This window comes from Peribacillus sp. FSL M8-0224, assembly GCF_038003055.1.
GTDB lineage: Bacteria > Bacillota > Bacilli > Bacillales > DSM-1321 > Peribacillus > Peribacillus frigoritolerans.
Map to the genome: position 1 here is coordinate 2,279,134 of NZ_JBBOOJ010000001.1, position 26,658 is coordinate 2,305,791.

The window sequence follows — 26,658 nt, forward strand, 5'->3', positions numbered from 1 at the left end:
ATCCTGCCTGGATTCATGCCACTTTGAAGGATGCTTTTATTATGGAACATGTACAAATCTAGTCCACGTAATGTTTTTTATTATCTGGATGAATGGAAAATTTCTTCCGTAAATTGACGAGGTTTTCACCAAAACTTTCTTCTAAAAGTTCTCTATGTTTCTCCATGATTTCCATGAGATACAAATCATGAATCATGACTTCTGTAATGGGCATCACTAAACCTACATGCATGGTCCATGCTGCACGGCTATCTTTACCAAGAGAGACTATACCTGCGACTACTTCTGAATCATCTCCACTGATAACAAGCCATCGTCCACCATACTCTTCTGTAATTTCATAACCCATATAATGGAGGTAAACATTTGCAAAATCACAGACGATTTCCCCGTAGGCAATAATTGTTACATTGACCCCACTATTTGCGGCCTGTCTTAGTTCAGGTTCTAATTCTTCGAATTCTTCTTCCCAAATCTCTAAGAGTATTCTTTTTTTAGCAGATAATATACAAGCTTTTACCTTATCGAGTATTTCATTGCGCCCCATGATATTCCAGATATTTTCACGATCATTTGCAGATCGTTCGAACTCCGCTAATGATTTTTCTGCCCGTTCAAAATTCTCTTCCGCTTTCATCCGACGGTTTTTTATTAGCTCCTTTGCAGGAACAGGAGTATACTGTGGTGTGTTTCCAGGACTGACCAGAATATCTCCGCGTATGGCGAGACTATCCAGAATTTCATATATTCTTGAACGTGGTACACCGGAATTTTTTGCTACTGCATAGCCTGTTAATGGCGATTCTTCCAATAAGGCAAGATATGCTTTCGCTTCATATTCGGTGAAATTCAGATTTTTTAATGTTTCTAAAATGTTTTCTTTCATAAACCCTCCAACACAACCGTAGTTGCTACCTTTGTAACTAATATTTTAGCAAAATCTGTTGACGTTTTCCATTTTCATCTAATATACTTATTAAGTAGTTACTTTAGTAACCACTATAAAAGTGAGAGGGGGAATTAGTATGGACAGCTTACTTACATACATATCAATAGTGGCAATGATGGTTATTATACCGGGAGCAGATACAATGCTCTTAGTGAAAAACACACTTAGCCATGGTCCGAAAGCGGGACGTTATACCGTTTTCGGAATGGCAACGGGACTTACTTTTTGGACGCTAATAGCCATTCTTGGACTATCTGTTGTCATTGCAAAGTCTGTGATTCTTTTCAGTACAATCAAATATTTGGGAGCCGCATATTTAATTTACTTAGGAATAAAAAGTTTTTTTGCTAAAAGCGTTTTTTCCTTAAAAGAAATTCAAGCACAAGCAAATACACCTGCGAAGTATTCAAACCGGCACAATAAAGATTCCTTCATGCAAGCATTACTTAATAATATTCTTAATCCAAAGACCGTTTTAGTTTATATAACAATCATGCCGCAATTTATCAATTTGAACGGAAATGTAAACCAGCAATTGATTATATTAGCCTTCATCTTAACCTTGCTAGCTGTACTGTGGTTTCTATTTCTTGTTTATCTAATTGATTACGCAAAAAAGTGGATGAACAATTCCAAATTCCAGAAAGCATTCCAAAAATCAACTGGCGTAATTTTAATCGGTTTTGGGATAAAAACAGGAATTTAAATTTATTTACTAACACATTTAATTTGATTCCATCCGTTCAGATAATTGAACGGTTTTTTTCATTTACGAACCGGCACCGATATTTTTTCACATATGGCACTGCATTATTGACTGCAAAGATTTTTCCGCCTTCATCATTTAAAACAAAAACGTCAGTATTTTCCCATAAGTGCAGGAAATACTGACGAGTAATGTCCTATGAAGTTTGAAGTATTTCTTTTTGTCAATCCAAGCCGCAAGCTTTGGCGAGTATTTCAACAAGGTGCAAACTTTTCATTTGGTTTGCCGCTCCCTTCCTTTGGATGCCAATGCTCATTTGCATTTGGCATCCTGGGTTAACCGTAACAATGGTAGTTGCTTTCGTTTCGTTAAGATTTTTCATTTTCTCATCAAGAATTTTCATGGATTCATCAAAGTGGAGAAGATTGTAAATGCCTCCAGATGCACAGCAACGGTCAAACCCTTCCATTTCGACATAGGAAACTCCTGGTATGGATTGCAATAATAAACGAGGTTCCTTTTGGACCTTTTGAACATTGCGTAAATGACATGAATCTTGATAGGAAACGATGCCTTGCCATTCTTCAGTGAAGGGTAGCGGCCCCATTTGATGAAGTATTTGACTGATATCTTTTGATTTTTCCGAGAAAGACTTTGCCGCCGCAGCCCATTCTTGATCCTCTGCCAATAGATGTCCATATTCAAGAAGCGAAGCACCGCAGCCTCCAGCGTTATTGACGATTACATCAGCATCCGTTTGCATGAAGGCTTGGATATTCCTCTTTGCCAATGCTTTCGCTTGTTTTGTTTCACCTTGATGGGAATGCAGAGCACCGCAGCAATTCTGATTTTCAGGGAGAATGACCTCACACCCTGCTATGGTAAGCAGCTCAATGGAAAGACGGTTTATTCGTGACATCATGGAATCCATGATGCACCCAGTAAAAAATGCCACTTTTAATTTCGTTTCCCCTTTTGCCGGCATAAGCGTACCTGGCCGGATACGTTTGGAGGAAGTCTCGATGTCTGGAAGTGCCTGTTCTAAATGTGCAAGGGCAGGGGAAACCTTCTGCAATACTTTTGATGAACGGATAAGCTTGGATAAGCCTGTTTTTTGATAGAGTTGCACTGCACTTCCAATCCTGTTCATTCGTTTTGGGTATGGAAAAAGATGAACCAATGCCAGTTTTTTGATTCTTGTCATTTTGTTTTTTTGGTTTGCTGACGGGGAGTTTTCAATGGCTTCTTTTGCCGCTTCCAGTATATGTCCGTATGGCACACCAACGGGACATGCTGTTTCACAAGCACGACAGCCTAAGCATAAGTCGATTGGTTCAGCTAAATCTTTTTGGAAATCTATTTTTCCTTCGGCTGCCATTTTCACTAGATTGATACGACCGCGTGGAGAGGCGGATTCCACACCCATTGATTCATATGTAGGGCATGCCGGTAAACAGTATCCGCATTTTACGCATTGGTTTGTCCAATCATAGGCATCTGAATATAAATTTTGGACCGCAGCATTTGACTCATTCGTTTTGGCGGGTAGATTCATGTAACCAACACGACCCTTGTCTGTCCCTTATCAGGAAAAATCTTCCCTGGATTCAGGATGTTATTGGGATCCCATGCTTCTTTAATTTTTTTCATCATATTCACCCCGGTTATTCCTAATTCCATTTCCATATATGGTGACTTTAAAGTACCGATTCCATGTTCCCCGGAAAGTGTTCCGCCTAATTCGATTGCTGCTTCAAAAATTTCACTGACAGCAAGCTCCACTTTTTTCATTTCCGTAATATTTCTTTTATCGGTAATGATGTTCGGATGTAAATTTCCATCCCCTGCATGACCGAATACAACCAAATTCAACCCGTATTTCTCCCGGATATTGTTTAATCTCTCCATCATTGCCGGTATTTGACTGCGTGGAACGGTCGCGTCTTCAGAAATTTTTGTAGGCCCCATTTGTGTAATGGCAGGGGAAACCAATTTACGCGCACTCCAAATCGTTTGTCGTTCCTCCTCTGTCTCTGCTATCTTGACGTAGGAAGCACCCTCTGCCCTGCATATATCGGCGCATTTATTGATTTCTTCCTCAATCGCCAATGGGTGTCCATCTATTTCTATGATCAAAATGGCTTCTGCCTGAAGAGGCAATCCGGAAGGACGGTAGCTTTCAACAGCAAGGATGCACGCATTATCCATCAATTCCAGGGCAGATGGTAGAATTCCTGACGATAAAATGCTGGTAATGGCATGACCAGAGTCTATCAAATGATTGAAGTGGGCGACAAATGTTTGTTTAGATTGAGGTTTTGGTATTAAGCGGATGATTGCTTCTGTAACAATGCCCAAAGTACCTTCCGATCCCACGATCAATCGGGTCAAATCATACCCTGTTACATTTTTTACGGTCTTTCCACCAGTACGAATGATTTCTCCCGTTGGGGTGACCACCTCCAGGCCTATCACATATTCTTTTGTCGTTCCATATTTCAATCCCTTTGGCCCGCTGGAGTTTTCTAATAGATTCCCGCCAATAGTGGCTACATTGGAGCTGCTTGGATCGGGCGGATAGAATAGGCCGGCTTCTTCAGCCTTTTTATGAATATCAGCCGTAATCACACCTGGAGAGACTATGGCAAGCATATTTTCCCGATCAATGATCAATTTATCCCGCAAAAGGGTCATATCAAGAACCATCCCCCCTTTAACAGGTAAAGGGCCGCCGCTTAGCGAAGTTCCAGATCCTCTAGGGTAAACAGGTATTTTGTGAGTATTAGCCAATTTAACCACTTCACTGATTTCCTCCGCGTTTTTTGGCTGGATGACGATTTCGGGTAAATATTCCCCAAAAGAAGCGTCGTAGCTATAACAATACCTTTCTGCCAAATCAAGAAACATTCTGTCACCTGGAATTACCTGTCGAAGATCGACCAGGGCTTCTTTCTCCATGCTTCTCACTTCCTTTCTTAATAGAAATTGGAAAAGGTCTATCCGCATGTAATATAATGGCATTTTAAGATTCTGCTAGTTATAATGATGAAAGAAAAGGAGGTTTTTTTTGAAAATCGCACTGATTCATGCAACCACAACTGCACTAAAACCAATTGAAATTGCCTTTCAGACCGTTGCACCGAACATTGAACTCCTTCATTTCATGGACACGTCTCTTCTCTCCTTGATGGAAAAGAGCGGCAAGTTAACTCCTGAAATCATCCGCCGCTTTTCTGCATTAGTGAATATCGCCTATGATTCTGATGTTTCATGCATCCAACTTACTTGTTCTGCCTTTAATGACATCACTGCAATTTTACAACCTTTATACTCTGTAAAGTTATTTCGTTCAGATGAGGCCATGCTTGATGAAGCTCTTCGCTATACTCGCATTGGCCTGGTTTCTACCGTAAAAGAAACGCCGATCGCCCTTCAAAATTACTTATTAAATAAGAAACCGGACTGTATGATCGAGTCATTGGTCGATCCCGGAATCATCCATTTATTATCACAAGGAAAAAGAAAGGAACATGACGATCGGGTTAAAAAGATGGTGGAACAATTGGATGGAAAGACAGACGTGATTTTGCTTTCACAATATAGTATGGAACATATCGCAAAGCAGGTTAATCCCTCTGTCCCAGTCCTAACGGCGCCGTTATTGGCTGCGAAAAGGTGTTTGGCCCATTTGAATGGAATGTACACATGAGTTTTCTTCGAAAAAATCATAACTTTGCGAGCATGATCGTTTGTCACATCATATATATCTTTTTTTAACCGTTTGTATGATGCGAACCGCCAAAAACTTTTCCTACACCTTGAATTTTTTCAAGTATGACAATCAGAAGGACTGATATGAAAATAACCACGCTTGACACGGATGCGACGATTGGATTGTAGGCATCCTGCATTTGCGAGAAAATCTCGATCGGCAGCGTTCTCATTTCAGGTGATACCATAAAAAGAGAGACCGTTACATTATCAAATGATGTCAAAAATGCGAATAATCCCCCTGAGATGGCCGCGGATCCAATTAGCGGAAGTGTCACTTTCATGAATACCGTTAGTGGATTGGCTCCAAGTATGGCCGCGGCCCTTTCCAGATTATAATCAAATCCACTTAAACCGGTTAATACGAGCCGCATGACATATGGTATGCATATCACGATATGGGCAATTAAAAATCCTGTGGACGTACCGGCAAGCATCATTGGTGTAAAGTACATTAAGAGTGCAATCCCTAAGACTAATTGCGGCACACTTAATGGAGAAGTTAAAAGGGCCGTAATATACGATTTTCCCGGAATATCATACTTTGCGATGCCAAGGGCACCCAAAGTACCGAATATGACGGAGAAAAGAGCAGCTAATGCTGCGAACTTCGCACTGTTCAAAAATGCTTCCAAAAATTCAGGGCGCTCCAAGATCTTGGCATACCATTGCAGTGAAAAGCCTTCAGCCGGAAAACTTGGATAATTGGCACTTGTAAAAGAAGCGGGAATAACGACAATGAGCGGGATCAAGATATAGATAATGGCCAAAACGGCTACTGCAATCCGAAGGCCGCCAAACGTTTTCATCATCGGAATACCTCCTTGAATTTCCCTTTTTCAAACGCTCTGGTAAAGACGGCTACCGATATGACAGTGGTTGCTAATAGAATATAAGATAGAGCAGATCCGAATGTCCAATGCAGGAGGTTATTAATTTGATCATAGATGACAACAGGCATCACGGGCACGTTGGCTCCCCCCATTAGTGCAGGCGTAACATAAGCGCTCATTGACAAACTGAATACGAGAATGCAGCCAGATACGATACCTGGGATGCTTAGCGGCAATGTAATGGAAAAGAATCTTCTGAATGGGCTTGCCCCAAGTATGGCTCCTGCCTTATCAAGAGAAGGATCGATATTATAAAGACTTGCAACGATGGATAAGATCATGAAAGGAAGATATGCATTAGAAAGCCCAATCACAACTCCGATTTCCGAAAACAATAGTTTCAATGGTGCATCTATTATGCCAAGGGCCATCAAGGTTTGATTAATCGTTCCATTAGGCAAGAGCAAGAGGTACCAGCCAAAATTACGGACAACTATACTTACCAAGAGCGGTGACACGATCAAGAGAGTGATATACCCTCTGATCCGCGCTGAACTTTTGGCCATTGTCAAAGCTACTGGATATCCAAGAAATAAAGCAACCAAGACCGAATATAAACTGATCTTCACTGTCAGCCATAATGAAGATAAGTAATAGCTATCGGAAAATAATTGTGTATAGTTTTTTATGCTATAAACTGCCTCCGCTCCTCCAAGATTATCTGTGGATATGAAGCTTAAATATAAAATGTATAACATCGGTATGACAAAGAAACCAAATATGAAAAGCAGAATCGGCGTTAAAAGTAGTAATCCCGGCACCCAGACTTTCCTTTTCTTGCTTTTAGGTTTCTTTTGCGGCTCAATAGGACTCGTTTGCTGTTCTATTTCTTGACTAGCATAACTTCTGATGGGCTCCATCCAATCAACACCTCACTTCCATTTTGCCATGATGAATCGAAAGCGGAAGTCAATACTTGAATACTTTTCCCCTGTAACAGAACATTGATTTCCCATGAGGTACCGAGATAGTTCATTTGGCTGATCTTGGCACGATGGAAATCCAATGGAGATGAAGATTTTTCATCAAGAGAAACAACTTGCAGTTTTTCCGGTCTAATATAAAGCTTTACCTCATCCCCGGTTTTCAGATCACTTTCATTTCCCATGACGTTATTTGTGTCGACATGAGTGATATCAGAACCGATCTTGACTGCAACTTTCCGCTTATCGACAGCAGACACATTCCCTTCAAAACAATTAGATTTCCCGATGAATTGAAAGACGAACTCTGTCTTCGGATGATTGTATATCTCAGTCGGAGTACTGATTTGTTCAATTTTCCCTGCATTCATGACCACGACTCGATCAGACATGGATAGAGCTTCTTCTTGATCATGAGTCACAAAAATGGTCGTTACGCCAATTTCCTTTTGTAAACGCTTAATCTCAGCCCTTAGTTCATGACGCAACTTTGCATCAAGGTTTGAAAGCGGCTCGTCAAGCAAAAGGAGCTCAGGTTCAACAACAAGTGCCCTTGAAATCGCTACACGCTGACGCTGACCTCCTGATAATTCCCTTGGATAACGATTCTCCAATCCTGACATTTTCACTAATTCAAGCGCTTTACTAATCTTCTTTTTTTGCTCAGCTTTCCCGACTTTGCGCAGTTTCAAGCCAAAACTGAGATTTTCATAGACTGTCATATGGGGAAAAAGCGAATAAGTTTGAAAAACCATTCCTAAATCACGCTTGTAAGGCGGAACCTTCGTAACATTATTGCCTTTAATATGGACCTCGCCCCGATCCGGATCGAGGAACCCGGCAATAAGGTTTAAGGTTGTGGACTTTCCGCACCCGGAAGGACCAAGAAGAGTGAGTAACTCTCCTTGTTTCACCTCCAAATCAATGCCATTCAGGACAACATTCGCTCCAAATTGTTTAAACGCGCCTTTTATCTCTACATCATTTTTATTTGAGCCAACCCCCTGAACTGCCTCCAGGTGTTGTCTATTAATTTCCACATCTTTTTTTATTACTTCCATGTGATCAACACGCTCCTTTTTATTTGAGTTTTTTCCCTAATTCAGGAGTAACCTCTTTCGCCCATCTGTCTGACACCTCTGCACGGATCTCAGCAAACTTGGCGAAATCAGGTTTGAATGTTTTATCACTTGCTTTAAGCCCGATTGACTCTTCATATTTTTCTGGAATTTTCATGCCTTCCACTGTCGGATAAAATCCTTTTTCCGAAATTAATGCCTGTGCTTCTTCACTGATTACATAGTTGATGAATTCTAGGGCTTCTTTGCTATTTGGAGTATTTTTCACTAGACCAGCGCTGAAAGCTTGAAGCGGCACGCCTTCTTTAGGCACGGCCATCTTAATCGGAATACCTGAAACGGCTAATTCACCTATGGAATAACTTCCCATGACCGTTACGTCAGCAGCTCCTTGTTGGATAGCTGGCATCATTTGCGTTGAATTTTTATAAAATGTATTGGAATACGCTGCAAGATCTTTTGCCTTTTCGAGACCTGGTTCCATGTTTTCCGTACTGCCGCCGTTTGAAATCGCCAGACCATTAAGGGTATTGAAACCCCAATCATTCGTAATATCTGAAAATGCCGTTTTACCCTCGTAATCAGGTGAGACAAGATCATTCCATGATTCAATTGATTTTAAGCCTTCCTTTTTAAAGGTTTCCGTATTATAAGCTGGTGCAATGACTAAACCAAATGCTGGAGCGGCGGCATTTTCAACCGGAATGAACCGTGAATCCACCGATTTCATATTGGGAACATTGGACTCATCAATTGGTACGATCAGTTCCTTCTCCTTAGCGCGTATAACATCAACCGGTACAAAAAGGGCAACATCTATTTGCGGAGCATTCTTCTGTAATTCCACTTTGGATAGGATTTCACCTGATAAACCGGAAATATAATTAACCGTGATTCCCGTTTCTTCTTTGAATTTTGGGGCAATCACATCTCGGATGGCACTTTCGATGACACCGCCATTACCGGCTATCGTTATTTTTTTCTCTCCTTTTTCATCTGCACCCGTTTGTACAGATTCCCCCGGTTTTTGCGGAGTGGGATTACCACATCCCGCAAGAGCGATCAATACTATTATTGATAAAAGACTCATCAGTTTTTTCATAGTCATTACCTCCCGTTTTTCATTGATTTCCAATAATTCCTTGTTCGGTGAAATAATTCACGGCCCCTGGATGAAAATCCAAGGGAACTTGTTTAGTTGCTTCCGTTATTGAAATATCAGAAGCAGCTGGATGTGTATGCTGCAGTTCAGGCAGATGTTCATATAATGTTTTCACAAGATTGTAAGCATGAGGATCAGACATTTCCTTGTAGGTTACCAGGACATTTTTAATTGAAATCGTTTGGACATTTTTTTTCATCCCCCTGTATGTATCACTGGGAATTTCATTATGAGTATAAACTCCATATTGTTTTTGAAGGCGTTCAATGATGTCTCCCGGTATTGGAATGAAAGTTAGTTCCGTCTGCTTGGATATGAAAGCGATTTCATTATTAGGAATTCCCGAAGAAAAGAAAGCTGCATCAATGGTACCATTTCGTAATGCTTCTGCAGATTGAGAAAAAGAAAGATAGGATAAATTCAATTGATCAGTCGGTAAATCGGATTCTAACAGTATCCGCTCTGCAATAAGCCTTGTACCACTTCCAGCCGTTCCTACACTAATGCGTTTACCAACTAAATCGTCCAAGGAATCAATATCATTTTGTTTAGTAGAAACAATTTGAACATAATTGGAATATAGGGCCGTTAAAGCTCTTAACTTGGATTTATCCGTTTCAGGCAAATCCAGTACATCCACTGAGGTAAAACCAATTTCTGCTCGATGACGGCTAACCAATTCAGTATTTTCGATGGAAGCATCGGTGACCTGGGTACCTGACACAGCCCCGTTGTATTTTTCATACATATTTGATAATCTTTGTCCTAATGAAAAGTAAACCCCTGTCATATCTCCGGTTCCAATGATTAACATCCTGTTATTTAAATCCTGTCCTTCAGAAGTTAGTTGCCTCTGGATCAAGGTAGTAGCAGGTTTAGATATTTCCTGCTGCTCATTCATAAAAGAACATCCTGTCATGAAACAAAATAACAAAGCGACTTTTATAAAGAGTGCTCCATTTTTCATCGTGATCCTCCTTTCTTAATGAATTTAGATGCAAATGCCATGCCAAGTCGATTTTCTGCTTTAAAACGCAAATTCTGCCGATTTCAAGAATGTTATACAAGGACAAACCGGCAATTTTTTCCGGTTTTCCAGAAAAAATTGCCGGTTAACACGATGAACCCTTTATTCTTCTTTTGAAATGAGCTTGATTTTATCACGAAGGCTCCTTTCAGAAATTTTTAGGATTTGGGCTGTTTTTTGACGATGATTATTACAATATTGAAGAGTGGCCGTTATGACTTTTTCTTCTATCTCTTTCATGGAAATGCCAATGGGAATCCTGAAACTGTTAAAATCGTCGTCCGTGCCATCCGGCTGGAGAATGAACTTCTGTTCTTGAACATATTGCGGCAAGTCGGTTTCTTCCATTTTTTTTGAGTTTGATAGGGCAACAGCATATTCTATAATGTTTCCAAGCTCCCGGACATTCCCAGGGTAATGATAATCCAGTAAAATCCGACGTGCGGTTGCCGAGAACATCTTTTCTTCACGATTCATATCCTTCGCGTGTTTTTTTATAAAATAATCCATAAGGATCGGTAAATCTTCTTTTCTATCTCTTAGTGGCGGCATCGAGATGGGAATGACATTTAGCCTGAAAAACAAATCCTCCCTAAATTCCCCTTCCATCACCATTTGTTCCAGGTTTTTATTGGCTGCACTTATAATACGGACGTCCAATGAGATTTTTGTATTGGATCCCAGAGGCGTCACTTCCCGTTCCTGCAATACCCTTAATAATTTGGCTTGAAGTGGAAGGGGCATTTCACTGATCTCATCCAGAAAAAGGATACCTCCATTAGCAGCAACGAATTTCCCTTCCTTCCTCTGAGTTGCACCTGAAAATGCTCCCTTCTCATAACCGAACAATTCAGATTCCAGCAGCATCTCAGGAATTGCTGCACAGTTGACGATCTGCATTGGATTGTTTTTCCTTCTTCCCAAAGTATGGATATTTCGTGCTACAAGCTCCTTTCCAGTACCACTTTCACCCGTGATGAGAACACTGGAATCAATATCTTTCACTCTTTCGATCATTGAGAAAATACGCTGCATCGCCTTGCTGTTACCAAGGAAGTTACCAAATCTCTTTTGAATCTCTAATTCTTCATGTAATGTCTCCAATTGATTGGACATCTGTTTGAATTCGGCTGCCCTCATCAACAGCAAAGAAAGTTCTTCAATATTAATTGGCTTTTCAATATAGTAGTAGGCTCCTTTTTTTATGGCCTCAATGGAAGTTTCAATGGATGAATAGGCAGTCATCATGATGACTGTTACGTTAGGTGATATTTGTTTGATTTTCTGGAGGACATCAAGTCCACTTTTATTTCCTATTCTCAAATCAAGTAACACAATATCAAAGTGCTGATTGTCGATTTTCCGTAGACCCTCATCCGGGTCTGTAGTTGTCATGACAACATAAGAATCTTCCAATGCAAAGCTAAGAGCGGTGCAAATAGCAGGTTCATCATCAATCACCAATACTTGCATTTTCATATGACTCCTCCTCTTTCCAGGCTTCTATTCAATATATATAGGTAGTAAAATGGTGAATGTCGTTCCTGAATTAGGGTAACTTTTTACATGGATATCTCCGTTATTTTCTTTAATAAGCCTATACGATAACGTAAGTCCCAAACCGACGCCCTTTTCTTTATTCGTGAAAAAAGGCTCAAAAATATGGTTCAGTTCTTCCTGCTTCATCCCTTTTCCCGTATCCGATATGGTAATCCGCCCTGTCTTTTCGTTCACTTTATCAATGGTGATTTTAATGGTCTTTTCCTTTGTTTCTTCCACGGCATGAATCGAATTCAACACCAAGTTAAGAAGCACTTGTTGAATTTGTTGTAAATCTATATAAAAAATAAAGTCCTCCTCAATCATCTGCTCGAAATTTATTTGGTTCTTTTCCATTGTCACCTTATGAAAAGCAAGTAAGGATATAAGCTCATGAGCGTGGCAATTTGTAATATTTGGCGGACGCGGACGTGCATATTCAATTAAATCGGTAACAATCCCATTCAAGCGGTTAACTTCAGTAGGTAAGTGTTCCATTAGAACTTGTCGGAATTGAGGATTATCATATTTACTCGGAAGTAAATCAATGAATGTTTTAATCGATGTTAAAGGATTCCTTATTTCGTGTGCGACACCTGCAACTAGTTGACCAAGAGCGTGCAGCTTTTCTTGTGTGACCAATTTTTTCTCCAATGTTTTCTTTTCCGTCTCATCATTCATGGAAAGTAAGTATCCGGTTTGTATATCTTCAGAATTGAACATCTTATGAATCGAATAAGAAATCACCTTCTGTTCATTTTCCTCATTTAATACCAATATCCGAAAAGAACCCGTACGATTATTCTCATTTTGTTCTTGGTGTAAAGCTTCGAAATTCTTCATTAAATGCGAATGATTCGTAAGATTCAGAATCATTTCCTTGGAAATGTTTAGAATGTCCGATGCCTTTGCATTGCAGCTAGTAATCATGAAATCGAGATCGAATGTTATGATGCCATTATGGATATTGTTTAAGATTTGATCTTTGAACGCTTCAGCATTAGCGATGTTTTGCCGTTGTTTCTCTAAATCCTTATTTAATAAATGTAATTTCAAAGTCTGGTTATGTACGGATTTTTTTAGCTTTTGATTCCATATGTAAATGATTAGAAGGATAAGGGCCACGGCAGTTAAGATTATGATCAACCAAAAAATGAATTGTTCGAGTCTGGCAATTTTTTGATTGGATTGTGGCATTACCCATTTATCGATTATCCCATTGATATTTCGGTTTGCCTTAAGTTCTGTGAGTGCATTGTCCATCATGAAAAGAAGCGATTGATTACCCTTTTTCACTGCAATCGTATAATCCGCAGGTTCAATGACTTCATCAAGAATGATGTAATTCTTTTCTTGGCGGAATTTTTTTAAATAGAAATCAGCAGTCCATTTGTTTCCGATGAACACATCAGCTCGGTTGTTCAATAATGTTAAAATTCCGGAGTATTGATTTGAAACGGTCGTTAAGTTTGTATTCCTCATATTGAGAAATGTACTGATAACTGGTGTGTTATGGTCAAGGACAACATGTGAATCACGTAGATCCGTTAACGTATGAATATCCTGTTTCCTTTTACTAGGAATGATTATGGATTGGGACATTGTAAAATAGGATTGCGTGAAATCAAATTGGTTATCTTTTTCGGTATTATAGGTACTTCCGACAATAGCATCAATTGTTCCGTTACTTAAGGCTTTTTCGGCTTCTTCCATCCTCATCGGAATATATTTGAAATCTACGTCATTATATTTCGCTATTTCCTCCATTAAATCAATATTGATACCTGTCAGTTCACCAGCTTCATTTTCAAATGAAAATGGTGGAAGGGCACTTTCTCCAGCAATTATAAATGTTTTTTCTTCAGCAAAAACAGCGGGAGACCATAATGTTTGAACAAAGATTATAAAGCAAAATATACTTAGTTTAAACAGCTGCTTTTTAATTAAGAGCCCTCCTTCTACGTCAAAATCCTTGCAGTCAGTATTCCTTTGTTAAAAACATCATGATTATATACTTCTCCAATTAAGACTTGAACCCTTTAATATGTAAAGAATTCTTAGTATAATCTGACACAATATAACAATAACCTACAAAAGAGAGTGTTTCTGAATGCATAAGCTGCCATATCCAATAAGGATTGCAGTAAAAAACATGAAGGTTACTCTTGTCTTGTTTTTAGACATATACGAAAAAAATGCGTTTGCCTGCAGTTTTTTCTTTGAATAAGTTCCAGATGATTTCAGAAATCCGCTCCCTTTCCGCCGACTGTCTGCCAAGCCTCCTCGACTCAAGCGTCTGTGGGGTCTCGGCTAGCCAGTTATTCGGCAGGAGTGTCGCAAATTTCTTCCATCCAATAAGGATTACAGTAAAAAAACATGAAGGTTACTCTTGTCTTGTTTTTAGATAAGTACGAAGAAATCGCGTTTGCCTGCAGTTTTTTCTTTGAATAAGTTCCAGTTTATTCCAAAAATACGCTCCCTTTCCGCCGACAGTCTGCCAAGCCTTGACGCAAGCGTCTGTGGGGTCTCGGCTAGCCAGTTATTCGGCAGGAGTGTCGCACATTTCTTCCATCCAATAAGGATTACAGTAAAAAAACATGAAGGTTACTCTTGTCTTGTTTTTAGATAAGTACGAAGAAATCGCGTTTGCCTGCAGTTTTTTCTTTGAATAAGTTCCAGTTTATTTCAAAAATACGCTCCCTTTCCGCCGACTGTCTGCCAAGCCTCCTCGACGCAAGCGTCTGTGGGGTCTCGGCTAGCCAGTTATTCGGCAGGAGTATCGCAAATTTCTTCCATCCAATAAGGATTGCAGTAAAGGAACATGAAGGTTACTCTTGTCTTGTTTTTTGATAATTACGAAGAAAACGCGTTAGCCTGCAGTTTTTTCTTTGAATAAGTTCCAGATGATTTCAGAAATCCGCTCCCTTTCCGCCGGCTGTCTGCCAAGCCTCCTCGACGCAAGCGTCTGTGGGGTCTCGGCTAGCCAGTTATTCGGCAGGAGTGTCGCAAATTTCTTCCATCCAAAAAGGATTGCAGTAAAGGAACATGAAGGTTACTCTTGTCTTGTTTTTTGACATATACGAAGAAAACGCGTTTAGCCTGCAGTTTTTTCTTTGAATAAGTTCCAGTTGATTTCAGAAATCCGCTCCCTTTCCGCCGACTGTCTGCCAAGCCTCCTCGACGCAAGCGTCTCTGGGGTCTCGGCTAGCCAGTTATTCGGCAGGAGTATCGCAAATTTCTTCTATCCAATAAGGATTATAGCACTAAAGGAGTTCTATCTTTTAAAACAAATTTGATTGGAATGATGTTTTAGATTTCATCCTACTTTGCGTACATTCGAACTCCTTTTTGGAACGCAAGTAAATACTCAACCGAATAATAAAATGGATAAAACAAAGAAGTGATCCATAGAGTGTAAGCAATCTGCCGTGTAACAGGCTTACTTGTTTCAGCTAACGGGTGCTTATCTTGAATAAAGGTTTAAGTAATGATTTCAACATACCACTAAAAATAATGTGTTATTTCATAATATGGCACTTTTATGGAATAGCAAAAAAAGCCCAATTTCTCAATTTTATTACTGAGAAATCGGGCTTTTTTTCGAATATTTCGATTCAGGAAAATGCTAACGACCATTGCCCACTTGGCGTATCATCTTGGAACGTTACGGCAAATGATAAAAACCCTTGAAATATAATAATAAGATAACATATTGAGGGTTAAATGATTGGAAAGTTGGGCAATCCTTGCACCTTTGGATCCCCTAGGGCACGCTTTTCCCACAGTTGAAATCTAATTTTTACACCGACTCAAAAAAACTGCAGACAAGACGAGTTCTATCTTTTAAAACAAAGTTGATTGGAGCGGGTGTTCGAGAACCCTAATTTATTTTCTCATCAAATATATTAATCTTTTAAACCCTTCCCATCGAGAATTTTCTGCATGCATTTTTCGATTCTTGACTCTCGGGTTTTGGATTGTTTGGCTTGTGAAAAATAAAGGATGTATGCTCTTTGCCTTCCTGGGGTCAATGCTTCAAAAGCAGTTTTCAAGGCAGGGTTATCATCGAATTTGTTGTGAAGTTCTTCAGGAATTATGAATTCTTCGTTCTTTTTAAATTCCACTTCCAACCCGGCTTTTTCAACTTCAATGGCTTCATGAATATAGGCTTTCAGAATGGATTCCGTTGCAACTATTTCTTGAACATTGGTGAACCGAATCTGGCGCGCTCCCTGTACATTCTCCGTTTGTTGAATTAGAAGCCCGTGGGCATCCTGTAACAAGGCACCTTTGTGAAACAGAAGCGCACAATATTCTTTAAATCCATGTATTAAAACGATGTTTTTATTCTCAAACGTGTAACAGGGATGCATCCATTTAAATTCTTCGGTCAGCTCACAGTCAAGAACGATATTTCTTAACGTCTCAAATTCTTCTTTCCACTTTTTAGCTTTACCTAAAAATTCATCAACCTTAGGATTCGTTCTACTTTTTGTCATCACGGAACACTCCTCTTTTCGAGCAGTTTGCTTTTTTCTTATACGTTAGCTAAATACTAAAAAACAAGGCAGAGATTTTGTCTTATAATACCTCTAACACTTTATTAAGTTCTTCGCCCATTTTCGCCCAACCATATTTCGCACCATTGAACGCTTGATCTTCTTTTTCGAATCCTGTTTGTTCGAGATGTAAGTGGGTAGTTCCATCCTCGTGCTTTAATGTCCATGTGACTGTAGTGTTTATACCGCCACCTACCCAGGTGTAAGATAACTTATAAGGCTCCTCGACTTCAAGAACTTCGGAATCAATAATTAAATTCCACTGTTCATTCCGAAACTGGAATTTATGTCCGACGACAGGTTTAATATCATTAGCCATTACCCATTTCCCAAGAGTATTTGCATCCGTTAAGGCAAGCCATACCTTCTCGATCGGGCTCTTAAAATTAAAATCTTGTGTTACTGTTATACTCATTTTTATTCCTCCTCTAATATTTGATTTAAAAGTAATATTCTTTCACTCCAGAATCTTCTGTAAAACGATACCCAATCCTCAATTTCTCTCAACGGACCAGCATTCAGCCGATAACGGGTTTCCCTGCCGACTTTTCTGCTGATTACTAGACCTGCCTCTTTAAGGATTGCCAAATGCTTTGAAACCGCAGTACGGCCCATTTCAAAATGTACGGTCAACTCATTTAGTGGCAATTCTTCCACGTCCGCCAACAAACGTAGCAATTTACGTCTTGTTGGGTCAGCAATGGCTACATAAATATCACGTTCTTGATTTTTCTCGTTCAAAATCACCCACCCTTTTAATTGGACACCAATTGGTGTCTTTTATTATATGACACTGATTGGTGTCTTTTATTATATGACACTGATTGGTGTCATGTCAATTTTATTATTGACACACTTTATTTGTTTTATTCTAATATCATCAAGTATATAATTAAATCCTTTTACAACTAAACTGGCCCCGTTAGTTAAAGTGATTCTTATATGATCAATTGCTATTTTTGAATATTGGATATGCTCGTGTTTCAGCAAAGGAGTATCTTGGAATTATATCTTCATTGATAAGCAAAGTGGAAAAGAGTTTCACTGGTTTCCATATCAGGGATGCGCTTAATCATTCGTGAAAGCGTTTATTATTCCTTGATTCACTAGACGGATTGGGTAGGGATTATGATGATTCATTCGGAGAGTGGAAGTATATTACTTGAGATTGAACTCAGATACTATGGTACTTAAAAATGAGACACTTTTGATTGCGGAAATTCAGAGGTGGGTGTTACTGGGGATTTTTTTATGACTTCATTTAAGTATATGAAAAAGGAAATAAACTATCAGATATTATAAACCTTCAACTTAGGGATGAGATCATACGAACCCCTCTTATCGACTAAGACTAAAAGTATCTATCTGGGTTTTCAAACAAAGTTGATTGGAACGCGTGTACCAGACTCCCGCGGGAAAAGCGTGTCGAAAGGAGAATCCAGGCGCAAGAGCGCCGAGGGCGGACTTGCCTCCGGAAAGCGAGTGCCCTACGTTCCAATCAGTTTAAAAACTCTCAATATGTTATATTATTTTTCTATATGTTATATTTTTTCTTCTATTTCAAGACTTTTTATCATTTGCCGTAACGCTCCAAGATGATAAGCTGAGTGGGCAATGGTCGCATTTACATTTGTAAGCCATTTTCCTAAATCGATTGTTTCGATTTCTGCGAAAAGAGATACATATTCTTTATGTAATTCCTCTCTGATTTCAGCCCATTTCACCTCATCAACAGTAGCAATGGTCCAGCTTTCTTCCCAATCTTTTTCAAAGTCTGTGCCATTGATCATCGATCGGATCACCCATAAATAATACCGGGTGTGGTCTGAGTGTGCCGCAATTGTCGATCCGTTTATGGAACATGAAGCATCTTCTGCGGTTAAGCCATCAAGTGTACCAAAAACCCCGGTAGTCGGTTTTGAATCAGTATAATAGCTCCCTTCATTTCCCGGTCCTTCAAACGTTTCCTTCAAAAGCGTTTTTAGAGAACTTGCCAACGTCTCGCTCATCTCAATCCCCCCAAATGTTTAGTCGACTTCATTACTATATAATATACTAAGACAAACCAATAAACATTTATATTTTGTTAAATTAATCCAAAAATATCGCGAGTTTAAAGAGTTACTCGCTTTTTAGCTTGCATAAGAAAAGGCTATCAATTACTTTCGAGTACAGTTAACATGTGGTATTGACGACTCTCACGACTCTCTTAACGTGATGAAATAAAAAGGCCATTCCACAGGAACGGCCTTTTTATTTTTGAAAATTATGATTCAGTTTTAGTAGCTTTTCAAACGCTCTTCCAGGGACACAATTCTAAACTTTAACTCTTGATTCGAGTCCAAGCCCCCTATTACAATTTGATTATCTTCCGTAATGGTGACATATCTGAAAATTTCTTCTCCATGAATCTTGATTTTAGTCTCCATTGTCGTTTCCATTTTTGCAAAAACTTGATCTGTGTATGCAAGCGGAAGAAGATCATCTAAACCTTCTTCGGGGCTGCCGAGCCACTTAAACATGAAATCTTTCAATGAATATTGCTCAATCATCGATAAATGATTTTTAAAAATTAATTTGTCAATTGTTATCTCTTTCAACTTTAACCACTCCTCAATAGTATCTAAAGTTTATATGGATAAACTCCTAACATCAAGGGCATTCCAATGACAAACCATTACATTTTGATTACTTGCTTACTGAATAATCCCTTTCCTTCCGTAAAATGGAGTTCGGTAACCTTGAAAACCAATTTTAGATTGATTTTTTCGAAAGAATATCCTTGGATTAACATGAGAGGGATTATTTTCTGTGGTTTGCACGTTTTGTTATAGATGATTATCCATGAAATGAGGATGTTCATTTCAGTAAAAACAGCCCCATTTTCAAAAATGGGGCTGTTTTTATTATACGGATGTAAAACAACTTTCTGTTAAATGATAGTCCTTTAAATTATATATTATATGTCTTGTTTTCCTTTAACACCATTGATTGAATAGCTGATTTTAATGTTGGTATTTAATGAGTGATACACTGAACAGTACGTATTTTTGGATAATTGAATTGCACGGACGACTTTATCTTCAGGTAGATCTCCCTCTAATAAATAATGGATATGAAAATCGGTAAAACGTTTAGGATGATTTTCTGACCGTGCCCCTTCTATTTCTATTTGAAAGGCCTTTGTTTCAAATCGCATTTTCTTTAAAATCATTACAATATCAATTCCTGTACAGCCGGCAAGAGAGTGTAAAAGTAATTCTGTGGGTCTTGCTCCACTATTTTTACCTCCTGCTTCTTCGGCGGCATCCATCTTTATTTCATGTCCCGACGGAGTTGTGCCAGAAAAGGCCAGTTCCCCTGTCCATGTAATCATTGTCTTCATATATTTTGATTCCTCCCTTTCTTGTTGTTTTGTTCTAAAAATAGCCCACATTTCAATTAATGTAAATTTATATCATTTAAGTATTAAAAAATATTGCCGTAATGGGGTCAGTATGCAAATATACATCACTTGGATTCTGGATTTTTTATACCCTAACTTGTGATGATTTTCCATACCTTATATTCTTCCCACAAGTCCTGCTTAGTTAGTCATACTGTAAAATTTGAACGTTGATTACCTCTTCAGGCTTTAAAACCTAAAAAAATATTCCAAATGATTTCAGAAAGGCTCATTTCCGCCAACTGTCTGCCAAGCAGCATCAAAGCAAAGCGGCTGTGGGGTCTCGGCCAGCCAGTTTTTCGGCAGGAATGTCGCAAATTTCTTCAATCTATTCAGGGGTTCATCCATATATTTATGTGTAAAAACAAGATGGATAACTAAGTTTACCTATAGAGATGATTGTATAAACTTTTCGAACCTCCATTTGTCGATAAAATGGTATTAAAATTTTGATAGAAACAGTTTAAGCTTGCAAAATGAAAGACCACATTTCTTCATTTACCATTCAGTTTTATAGTTTCCTTCTCCATTCAAAGGAGTTGTATACCTATTATTTTCGCCATCTTGCCAAGTGATATTGCCATTTTCATCTTTCAGGACGAACTTGAATTCATAGAATCGATCTGCAGCTAAACGAAATGTTCCACTCCAGCTGCCTTCTGTGTTTTGAGTGAGTTTATATTCGTAATCTTCAGGATTCCATCGGCCGATTTCCCCTCTGTCCCCAATTAAGTAAACTCCCTGTGTGGCAGGTACATTTTCAACTGTGAATGTAACGGGAATCGACTTGCCTTCCAATTTATCAGCCATCATCCTGAACTCATTAGTAGGATTTCCTTCATCGTCGAATAAATAAGACATCCTAAGCAATGTAAATCCTTCAAAACCATGGTTAAAAACCATTTCTGCTACATTGTCAAAGCCCCATTCATTATTGATCAGAGGGAGTGCGTTTTCCCCGTTTAAAGAAATTCCTTTTTCATTTGCTAAAGAGGCAATATGGGTCACCAAAGTCTTAGGAGCGCTATAGGACGGTGCAGTATGTGCGTCTTGATCTCCCATTTCAAGACAGGTGAATGTGAGGGCCATATTCGATTTCTTAAATTGATTCAATAATTGGGAGTAGTTATGGTACCCGGCACTATACTCTGCTGAATGCGGTATTACTGGATCATTCATTTTCCAATGGACCCCTGAGATTTTAGCTCCAATTGGCACGCCAAAGACTTCATCAAAATGTTTATGGGCAAACTTCGAGATTTTTGCAAGATGCTTTTCGAGTGCTCCTTGATACCACTGCATAAAATCGTAGCCAAATCTAGTGTCGATTGCGCCGCCCCTGCTGAAAAATTCATCCCCATTTCCTGGCGGCTGAATCTCCTTCCAGTTTTTATACGTTTTGCCCCAAGCGGCATTTAATTTTTTTATCGTGGAATATTTTTCTCTCATGGCAAGCCTGAAATCCCGTTTTGCTCCTTCTGTATAAACTTGAAGCTGTCCCCTCTCAGGATAATCCCAGCCATCGGCATTCTGGTAGGAGGGATATCTTAATTCCCCTGCCGGTCCTGCACTTAGATATATCTTTGCTATTAAACCCTTCTTATCAGCAAAGTTCTCTGCAAAGGATTTGTACAATTCATTGTACTGACCGGCTGTGCCTTCCCACCAAGGAGCAAGTACCTCCTTATTCCAGAAACCACTTTCACTCTTGAAAGCCATGTTTTCGGCAGTGTCTTTATTCCAGAGCCAACTCGGGATGGGGTAGTTGCAATCATCCCCCACATTACCGCCGCATTGGTGCGTAGACAAAATGGGCACCCATTTTAAACCGGAAGCTTTCACGGTTTCCGCATATTTTTTATAATAGGACCAATCAAACTGATTATCTTTTTTACTCTCGACCAATCCCCACCAGATATCTGTCGTAATTGCATATACTCCATTTTCCTTTAACTGGGTCAGTTCTGCTTTAAATGCCTCCCAATCTGTTATTTCACCCAATGGGGCCATCACATAAAGCTTGTAATCTGGTTGTACTTCTGCTATTCCAGGTGTATTTGATAAAGGAACAAAATACAGCATAAAGGTAAAAACGCCAACGGATAATTTATTCATGAAACGCCAACCTTTCCCCTATAACTTTATTTGTTTAAATTTCGGTTCATCACCGAAACCGCTTACAATCTTTTTATTTTTTTTGTCATTCCTTTACTAGAATTATATTTGTTATGGAAATATTTATCAATTATTTCATCGGAGGAATTTAGTTCAAAAATCGACAAAGAAAAATGGATAGTCTAAGAGACTATCCAGAGCGGCTGGTTATAAAACTATATAAACATTACCATCTTCTATTTCAACATGGAATGTCTTTACACAACCATTATCAGGTTTTTGGACTTCTCCATTCTTGACACTGATTTTCCAGTCATGCATCGGGCAAAATACGTGATCACCACTCACAATGCCTTCCACCAGAACCCCACCTTTGTGAGGGCAACGATTTTCAATAGCCCGGAATTCACCATTTGCTAAATGAAAAAGAGCAATTTCATGAGATCCTATGGTTACTGTTTTCCCCAGGTTTTTTGGCATTTCTTTTACGGTTGAGACCTTTATCTTTTGAAGTGTTTTCCCCATTTAGGCTGCCCCCATATTCATTTATTTGATATAGCCGGAATTTTCACTTTTTGAAATAAACCGGTTTTGATCGCATTGCTCTCAATGATTTCTTTCCACGGTTCTTGCAATACGGATAAGGCCTCATCCAAGCGTTGGTTAAGCTCCATCCTTTTTTGCTTATCACCAATAATCGCCTTGATGGTATCGAAACCAACACGCTCAACCCAGACCGACGTTCTTTCTAAATAATTGGCAGTCTCTCGATAATGTTGGATGTACGCACCCGTAATTTCAATTACCTCATCACTTGTTTTCACTTTACATAATAATTCAGCAGCTCGTAAATGAGTACCGCCATTGCCGCCAATATAAATTTCCCATGCACCGTCAACACCGACAACACCAAGATCTTTGATACCGGATTCAGCACAATTACGAGGACATGCCGACACAGCCATCTTAACCTTATGCGGTGTGCCAACACGTTCGAATTTCTTCTCCATGGCAATACCCAGACCGATTGAATCTTGGGTGCCAAAACGGCAAAAGTTTTCACCGACACATGTTTTCACAGTTCGAAGCGTTTTTCCATACGCATATCCAGAAGGCATATCCAGGTCGGCCCATACGCTTGGAAGGTCTTCTTTTTCAACGCCGAACAAATCTATTCTTTGACCGCCTGTTACCTTAAGTAACTTAACATTATACTTATCGGCAACATTTGCTATTTTCCGTAATTGATCGGGATTTGTGACGCCGCCATACATTCTTGGCACAACGGAAAATGTACCATCCTTTTGAATATTTGCATGTAGCCTTTCATTGACATAGCGGGATTCTTTTTCATCTTCATAGTCAACAGGATGGATCATGCCTAAGTAATAGTTCAGTGCCGGTTTACATTTAGAGCATCCATCACTTGCATTCCAGCCGAGAACATTCATGACTTCACGAGTATGTGTCAGATTTTTTTCGCGTATTTCGGCAACAACCTCATCTCTTGATAAAGTAGTGCACGCACATATTGATTCCTTCTGGTTTGACTTACTGAAATCAGCGCCTAATGTCAGCTCGAGAATATCACCGACTAACGGCTTACAACCACCGCATGATCTCGAAGCACTTGTGCAGCCTTTTACTTCCTCAATGCTTGTTAAACCGTTAGATTCGATAGCCGTCACAATATCACCCTTCGTTACACCATTACAACCACAGATGATTTCTTCATTTGACATCGAAGTGACAAGGCTGACACTTGGTTCACTTGTTCCAACATTTAAATAATCCGAAACGTCGGCATTTTTATTGATCATGCTCAATAGGGTATTGCTTTCCTTTGTATCCCCGAATAATACCGCACCAGATATTTTCCCATTTCGAATCATTACTTTTTTGTAAGTACCATTCCATTCATTAAATTCCTTGATTGATTTGGCTTGTTCATCCTCGAAAATTTCTCCAGCCGAAAATACATCAACACCAGATATTTTTAACTTAGTAGAAAGCACGGACCCCTCGTAAGCTTTGCTTTCAAGTCCGCAAATCCTTTTGGCTAATACTTTGCCCTGTTCAAATAGGGGGGCGACCAAACCATACACCATCTCACGGTGTTCCGCACATTCACCAACCGCAAAAATATTCGGGATCTTTGTCTCCATATAATCATTCACGATAATTCCTCGATTGACAGGGATGCCGGAATTTTGGGCCATTGCAACATTTGGTTTAATCCCAACTGCCATGACCACTAAGTCGGCGCTGATTTCCTCGCCATCACTAAAACGTAATCCTTTGACATCAATTTCACCTAAAACCTCCTGAGTCTGTTTCCCGAGATAAAAATTCATTCCCTGGCTCTCAAGTTCCCTTTGCAGCATTTTTCCTGCTGCTGGATCTAACTGCCTATCCATCAAATATTCCGAAAGGTGAATTACATCTACCTGCATACCTAGATTCAAAAGCCCCCTTGCTGCTTCAAGACCCAGCAATCCTCCACCAATGACTGCAGCCTTTTTATTATTTTTAGAATATTCAATCATCTTTTCGCAATCTTCAATATTTCGAAAGGCGGTCACTCCTTTTTTATCAGCTCCCTTTATCGGAAGTATGAAAGGGATCGATCCGGTAGCTAAAATTAATTGATCATATTCGACTTCGCGATTAGTGTCTGAGTAAATGATTTGCTTTGTGGTGTCGATGTTCGTGACTGTTTCACCTGAAAAAAGTGTAATATTGTTCTCTTTGTACCAGTTCCAATCATTTATTGTAATATCATCTATCGTCGTAGCCCCTTGCAATACATTCGATAGTTGGATTCGATCATAATTCGGATGCGGCTCACTTCCGAAGACAGTCACCTCAAACCTTTCCGGTTGAATTTTCAAAATTTCTTCTATACATCTTACTCCAGCCATACCATTCCCAATGAGTGCCAATTTCTGCTTAGACATGTTTTGTCCTCCAATAAGATTTTTTTGAAAGGATGATATGATTGATTATAGGTGACGTCACTTTTTATCGCCACAAACATGTAATAAAATCTTACATAGTTTTTAAAAACTAATAATTTATGTTAGTTTTTATTACAAATATTCAGAAAATTAGGATATAATATCCTTATTGATTCAGCATAAATCAAAAATGAGGTGATTTTCATCGTCCAGCAAAAAGAATCTTATATAGATAGAAAGGTTATTTCCATAGGAGTCGTCAGAGAATTAACCGGACTATCCGATAGGCAAATCCGGTATTATGAAGAAAGAAAACTCGTTTTCCCCGAAAGGTCTAAGGGTGGTAACCGTAAATACTCTTTTTCCGACGTCAAGGCATTAGTGGAAATCGCCGATAAAATAGAGGATGGAGTGCAAACCCATGAAATTAGACAGGAAAAATTAAAAGAGAACAGAAAAATTGAACAGGAAAAAATGCGAAAAAAAATGCTGCAGGGCCAATTAAATGCACACTTTGGCCTGCGTAATTGATTTTCGCCTAGAAACCTGAATTATTAGCTGTTCAATGTCCATATTTTACTCTTCGACAACATTTTCACCTTGCAATATTAAAATAGCTGTTAACATTGTCACACTGGACATGATGACTTTCATGTCCAGTTTTCCATTTTTATGACAGTAAAAGTTTTCTAGGTAATCATTCCTTTTCTAAGCGAACTCCTTATCTTTTGTCTTCTCTGAAAACCATGATAATTTCTCGGATAAATTCACCACTTTTCCTATTACGATCATGGCGGGATTGGCAACCTGCTCACTTGTAACGATTGCCACTATTGAATCGATTGTTCCTGTAATAGTTCTTTGAAAACCTGTCGTTCCTTGTTCAATGACTGCAATGGCAGTTTCAGGCTTCATTCCGCAGGAGCGTAATTGTTTACAGATATATGGAAGGTTTTTGATACCCATATAAATAACAATGGTGTCAACACCATGTGTCAAATGATGCCAGTTGATGTTATCAGGTTTGCCGGTCACGCAGTGTCCTGTGACAATTGCGAAGGAACTCCCCCATTCCCTGTGAGTCAGGGGAATTCCAGCATAAGCTGGCGCAGCGATTCCAGATGTGATTCCAGGGACTATTTCAAATTGAATTCCATGCTTTGCTAGCACTTCTGCTTCCTCACCGCCTCGGCCAAAAATGAAAGGATCTCCCCCTTTTAGACGAACAATCGTTTTTCTCTCCATTGATTTACTTATTAACAATTGATGAATGCCCTCTTGAGGGACACAATGTATACCAGGCGCTTTACCGCAATAAATGTATTCAGCTCCAGGTTTACCGTAGAAAAGCAATTCACGATTTACCAATCGATCATACAAGATGACATCCGCTTCCGCGATGCATTTGATTGCCTTGACAGTAATTAAGTCCGGATCACCAGGACCGGCACCAACAATATAGACCTTACCTTTTTCCATCCTTTATCCCCTTTTGTTGTTTAGTCATGAAAGCCTGTGTGATGATCTAACCAA

The 26,658-nt window shown here is 39.3% G+C and carries 23 protein-coding genes; 3 read left to right on the forward strand and 20 right to left on the reverse strand.

Annotated elements, in window-relative coordinates:
• Positions 1-58 precede the first annotated feature (58 nt).
• The gene (locus tag MKX49_RS11000) at positions 59-886 is read right to left on the reverse strand and encodes a TrmB family transcriptional regulator (RefSeq protein ID WP_340876467.1); all 828 of its coding nucleotides are present in this window, start codon (positions 884-886) and stop codon (positions 59-61) included.
• A gap of 139 nt (positions 887-1,025) precedes the next feature.
• Between MKX49_RS11000 and MKX49_RS11005 the strand changes: the two genes are divergently transcribed.
• Positions 1,026-1,655: a homoserine/threonine efflux transporter gene (locus MKX49_RS11005; protein WP_251539545.1), complete on the forward strand. Its 630-nt coding sequence runs from the start codon at positions 1,026-1,028 to the stop codon at positions 1,653-1,655.
• A gap of 223 nt (positions 1,656-1,878) precedes the next feature.
• Here the strand turns inward: MKX49_RS11005 and MKX49_RS11010 are convergent, their stop codons facing one another.
• Together MKX49_RS11010 and MKX49_RS11015 are read right to left on the reverse strand one after the other, a co-directional pair.
• Positions 1,879-3,210 carry a (Fe-S)-binding protein gene (locus tag MKX49_RS11010; RefSeq protein WP_340876468.1) on the reverse strand — a complete coding sequence of 444 codons (1,332 nt, stop codon included), beginning with the start codon at positions 3,208-3,210 and terminating at the stop codon, positions 1,879-1,881.
• Entirely contained in the window at positions 3,207-4,613 is a 1,407-nt protein-coding gene (locus MKX49_RS11015) for an FAD-binding oxidoreductase (RefSeq protein WP_340876469.1), read from the reverse strand. The genes MKX49_RS11010 and MKX49_RS11015 overlap by 4 nt, the downstream gene beginning before the upstream one ends.
• Positions 4,614-4,722: 109 nt before the next feature.
• Between MKX49_RS11015 and MKX49_RS11020 the strand changes: the two genes are divergently transcribed.
• Positions 4,723-5,364: a hypothetical protein gene (locus MKX49_RS11020; RefSeq protein WP_202187122.1), complete on the forward strand. Its 642-nt coding sequence runs from the start codon at positions 4,723-4,725 to the stop codon at positions 5,362-5,364.
• Between the two features lie 64 nt (positions 5,365-5,428).
• On the opposite strand, the gene MKX49_RS11025 is transcribed toward MKX49_RS11020, so the two are convergent.
• From MKX49_RS11025 to nirB, 16 genes are all read right to left on the reverse strand, one after another.
• On the reverse strand, positions 5,429-6,235 hold the full coding sequence (locus MKX49_RS11025; protein ID WP_094246734.1) for an ABC transporter permease: 807 nt from the start codon (positions 6,233-6,235) through the stop codon (positions 5,429-5,431).
• Positions 6,235-7,179, reverse strand: a complete 945-nt coding sequence (locus MKX49_RS11030) for an ABC transporter permease (RefSeq protein WP_048684420.1) — start codon at positions 7,177-7,179, stop codon at positions 6,235-6,237. The genes MKX49_RS11025 and MKX49_RS11030 overlap by 1 nt, the downstream gene beginning before the upstream one ends.
• Positions 7,143-8,303 (reverse strand): ABC transporter ATP-binding protein, encoded by a 1,161-nt coding sequence (locus MKX49_RS11035; RefSeq protein WP_340876470.1) that lies wholly within the window; start codon positions 8,301-8,303, stop codon positions 7,143-7,145. Before MKX49_RS11035 ends, MKX49_RS11030 begins: the two co-directional genes overlap by 37 nt.
• 19 nt (positions 8,304-8,322) lie before the next feature.
• A complete protein-coding gene (locus tag MKX49_RS11040) occupies positions 8,323-9,423 on the reverse strand; it encodes an ABC transporter substrate-binding protein (RefSeq protein WP_340876471.1) in 1,101 nt (366 codons plus the stop codon).
• A gap of 19 nt (positions 9,424-9,442) precedes the next feature.
• Positions 9,443-10,450, reverse strand: coding sequence for a TAXI family TRAP transporter solute-binding subunit (locus MKX49_RS11045; protein WP_251539549.1), 1,008 nt, complete (start codon positions 10,448-10,450; stop codon positions 9,443-9,445).
• A 162-nt stretch (positions 10,451-10,612) separates the two neighbouring features.
• On the reverse strand, positions 10,613-11,989 hold the full coding sequence (locus MKX49_RS11050) for a sigma-54-dependent transcriptional regulator (RefSeq protein WP_226990466.1): 1,377 nt from the start codon (positions 11,987-11,989) through the stop codon (positions 10,613-10,615).
• A 24-nt stretch (positions 11,990-12,013) separates the two neighbouring features.
• Complete coding sequence (locus tag MKX49_RS11055) at positions 12,014-13,993, reverse strand: transporter substrate-binding domain-containing protein (protein ID WP_340878523.1); 1,980 nt, start codon at positions 13,991-13,993, stop codon at positions 12,014-12,016.
• A 1,961-nt stretch (positions 13,994-15,954) separates the two neighbouring features.
• Positions 15,955-16,548, reverse strand: coding sequence for a YdeI/OmpD-associated family protein (locus MKX49_RS11060; protein ID WP_340876472.1), 594 nt, complete (start codon positions 16,546-16,548; stop codon positions 15,955-15,957).
• Between the two features lie 82 nt (positions 16,549-16,630).
• On the reverse strand, positions 16,631-17,023 hold the full coding sequence (locus MKX49_RS11065) for an SRPBCC family protein (protein WP_340876473.1): 393 nt from the start codon (positions 17,021-17,023) through the stop codon (positions 16,631-16,633).
• A 2-nt stretch (positions 17,024-17,025) separates the two neighbouring features.
• A complete protein-coding gene (locus MKX49_RS11070; RefSeq protein WP_048686368.1) occupies positions 17,026-17,349 on the reverse strand; it encodes an ArsR/SmtB family transcription factor in 324 nt (107 codons plus the stop codon).
• Between the two features lie 800 nt (positions 17,350-18,149).
• Positions 18,150-18,617, reverse strand: coding sequence for a hypothetical protein (locus tag MKX49_RS11075; RefSeq protein WP_340876474.1), 468 nt, complete (start codon positions 18,615-18,617; stop codon positions 18,150-18,152).
• Between the two features lie 270 nt (positions 18,618-18,887).
• On the reverse strand, positions 18,888-19,208 hold the full coding sequence (locus MKX49_RS11080) for a hypothetical protein (RefSeq protein ID WP_340876475.1): 321 nt from the start codon (positions 19,206-19,208) through the stop codon (positions 18,888-18,890).
• A gap of 359 nt (positions 19,209-19,567) precedes the next feature.
• The gene (locus MKX49_RS11085) at positions 19,568-19,993 is read right to left on the reverse strand and encodes an OsmC family protein (RefSeq protein WP_340876476.1); all 426 of its coding nucleotides are present in this window, start codon (positions 19,991-19,993) and stop codon (positions 19,568-19,570) included.
• A 558-nt stretch (positions 19,994-20,551) separates the two neighbouring features.
• Entirely contained in the window at positions 20,552-22,168 is a 1,617-nt protein-coding gene (locus tag MKX49_RS11090) for a family 14 glycosylhydrolase (protein ID WP_340876477.1), read from the reverse strand.
• A 207-nt stretch (positions 22,169-22,375) separates the two neighbouring features.
• Positions 22,376-22,693: a nitrite reductase small subunit NirD gene (gene nirD, locus MKX49_RS11095; protein ID WP_340876478.1), complete on the reverse strand. Its 318-nt coding sequence runs from the start codon at positions 22,691-22,693 to the stop codon at positions 22,376-22,378.
• Positions 22,694-22,710: 17 nt separating this feature from the next.
• Positions 22,711-25,125, reverse strand: a complete 2,415-nt coding sequence (gene nirB / locus MKX49_RS11100) for a nitrite reductase large subunit NirB (RefSeq protein ID WP_340876479.1) — start codon at positions 25,123-25,125, stop codon at positions 22,711-22,713.
• 204 nt (positions 25,126-25,329) lie between these two features.
• Between nirB and MKX49_RS11105 the strand changes: the two genes are divergently transcribed.
• Positions 25,330-25,656, forward strand: coding sequence for a MerR family transcriptional regulator (locus MKX49_RS11105; protein ID WP_048686371.1), 327 nt, complete (start codon positions 25,330-25,332; stop codon positions 25,654-25,656).
• 177 nt (positions 25,657-25,833) lie between these two features.
• On the opposite strand, the gene cobA is transcribed toward MKX49_RS11105, so the two are convergent.
• A complete protein-coding gene (gene cobA / locus MKX49_RS11110) occupies positions 25,834-26,604 on the reverse strand; it encodes a uroporphyrinogen-III C-methyltransferase (RefSeq protein ID WP_340876480.1) in 771 nt (256 codons plus the stop codon).
• Positions 26,605-26,658 lie beyond the last annotated feature (54 nt).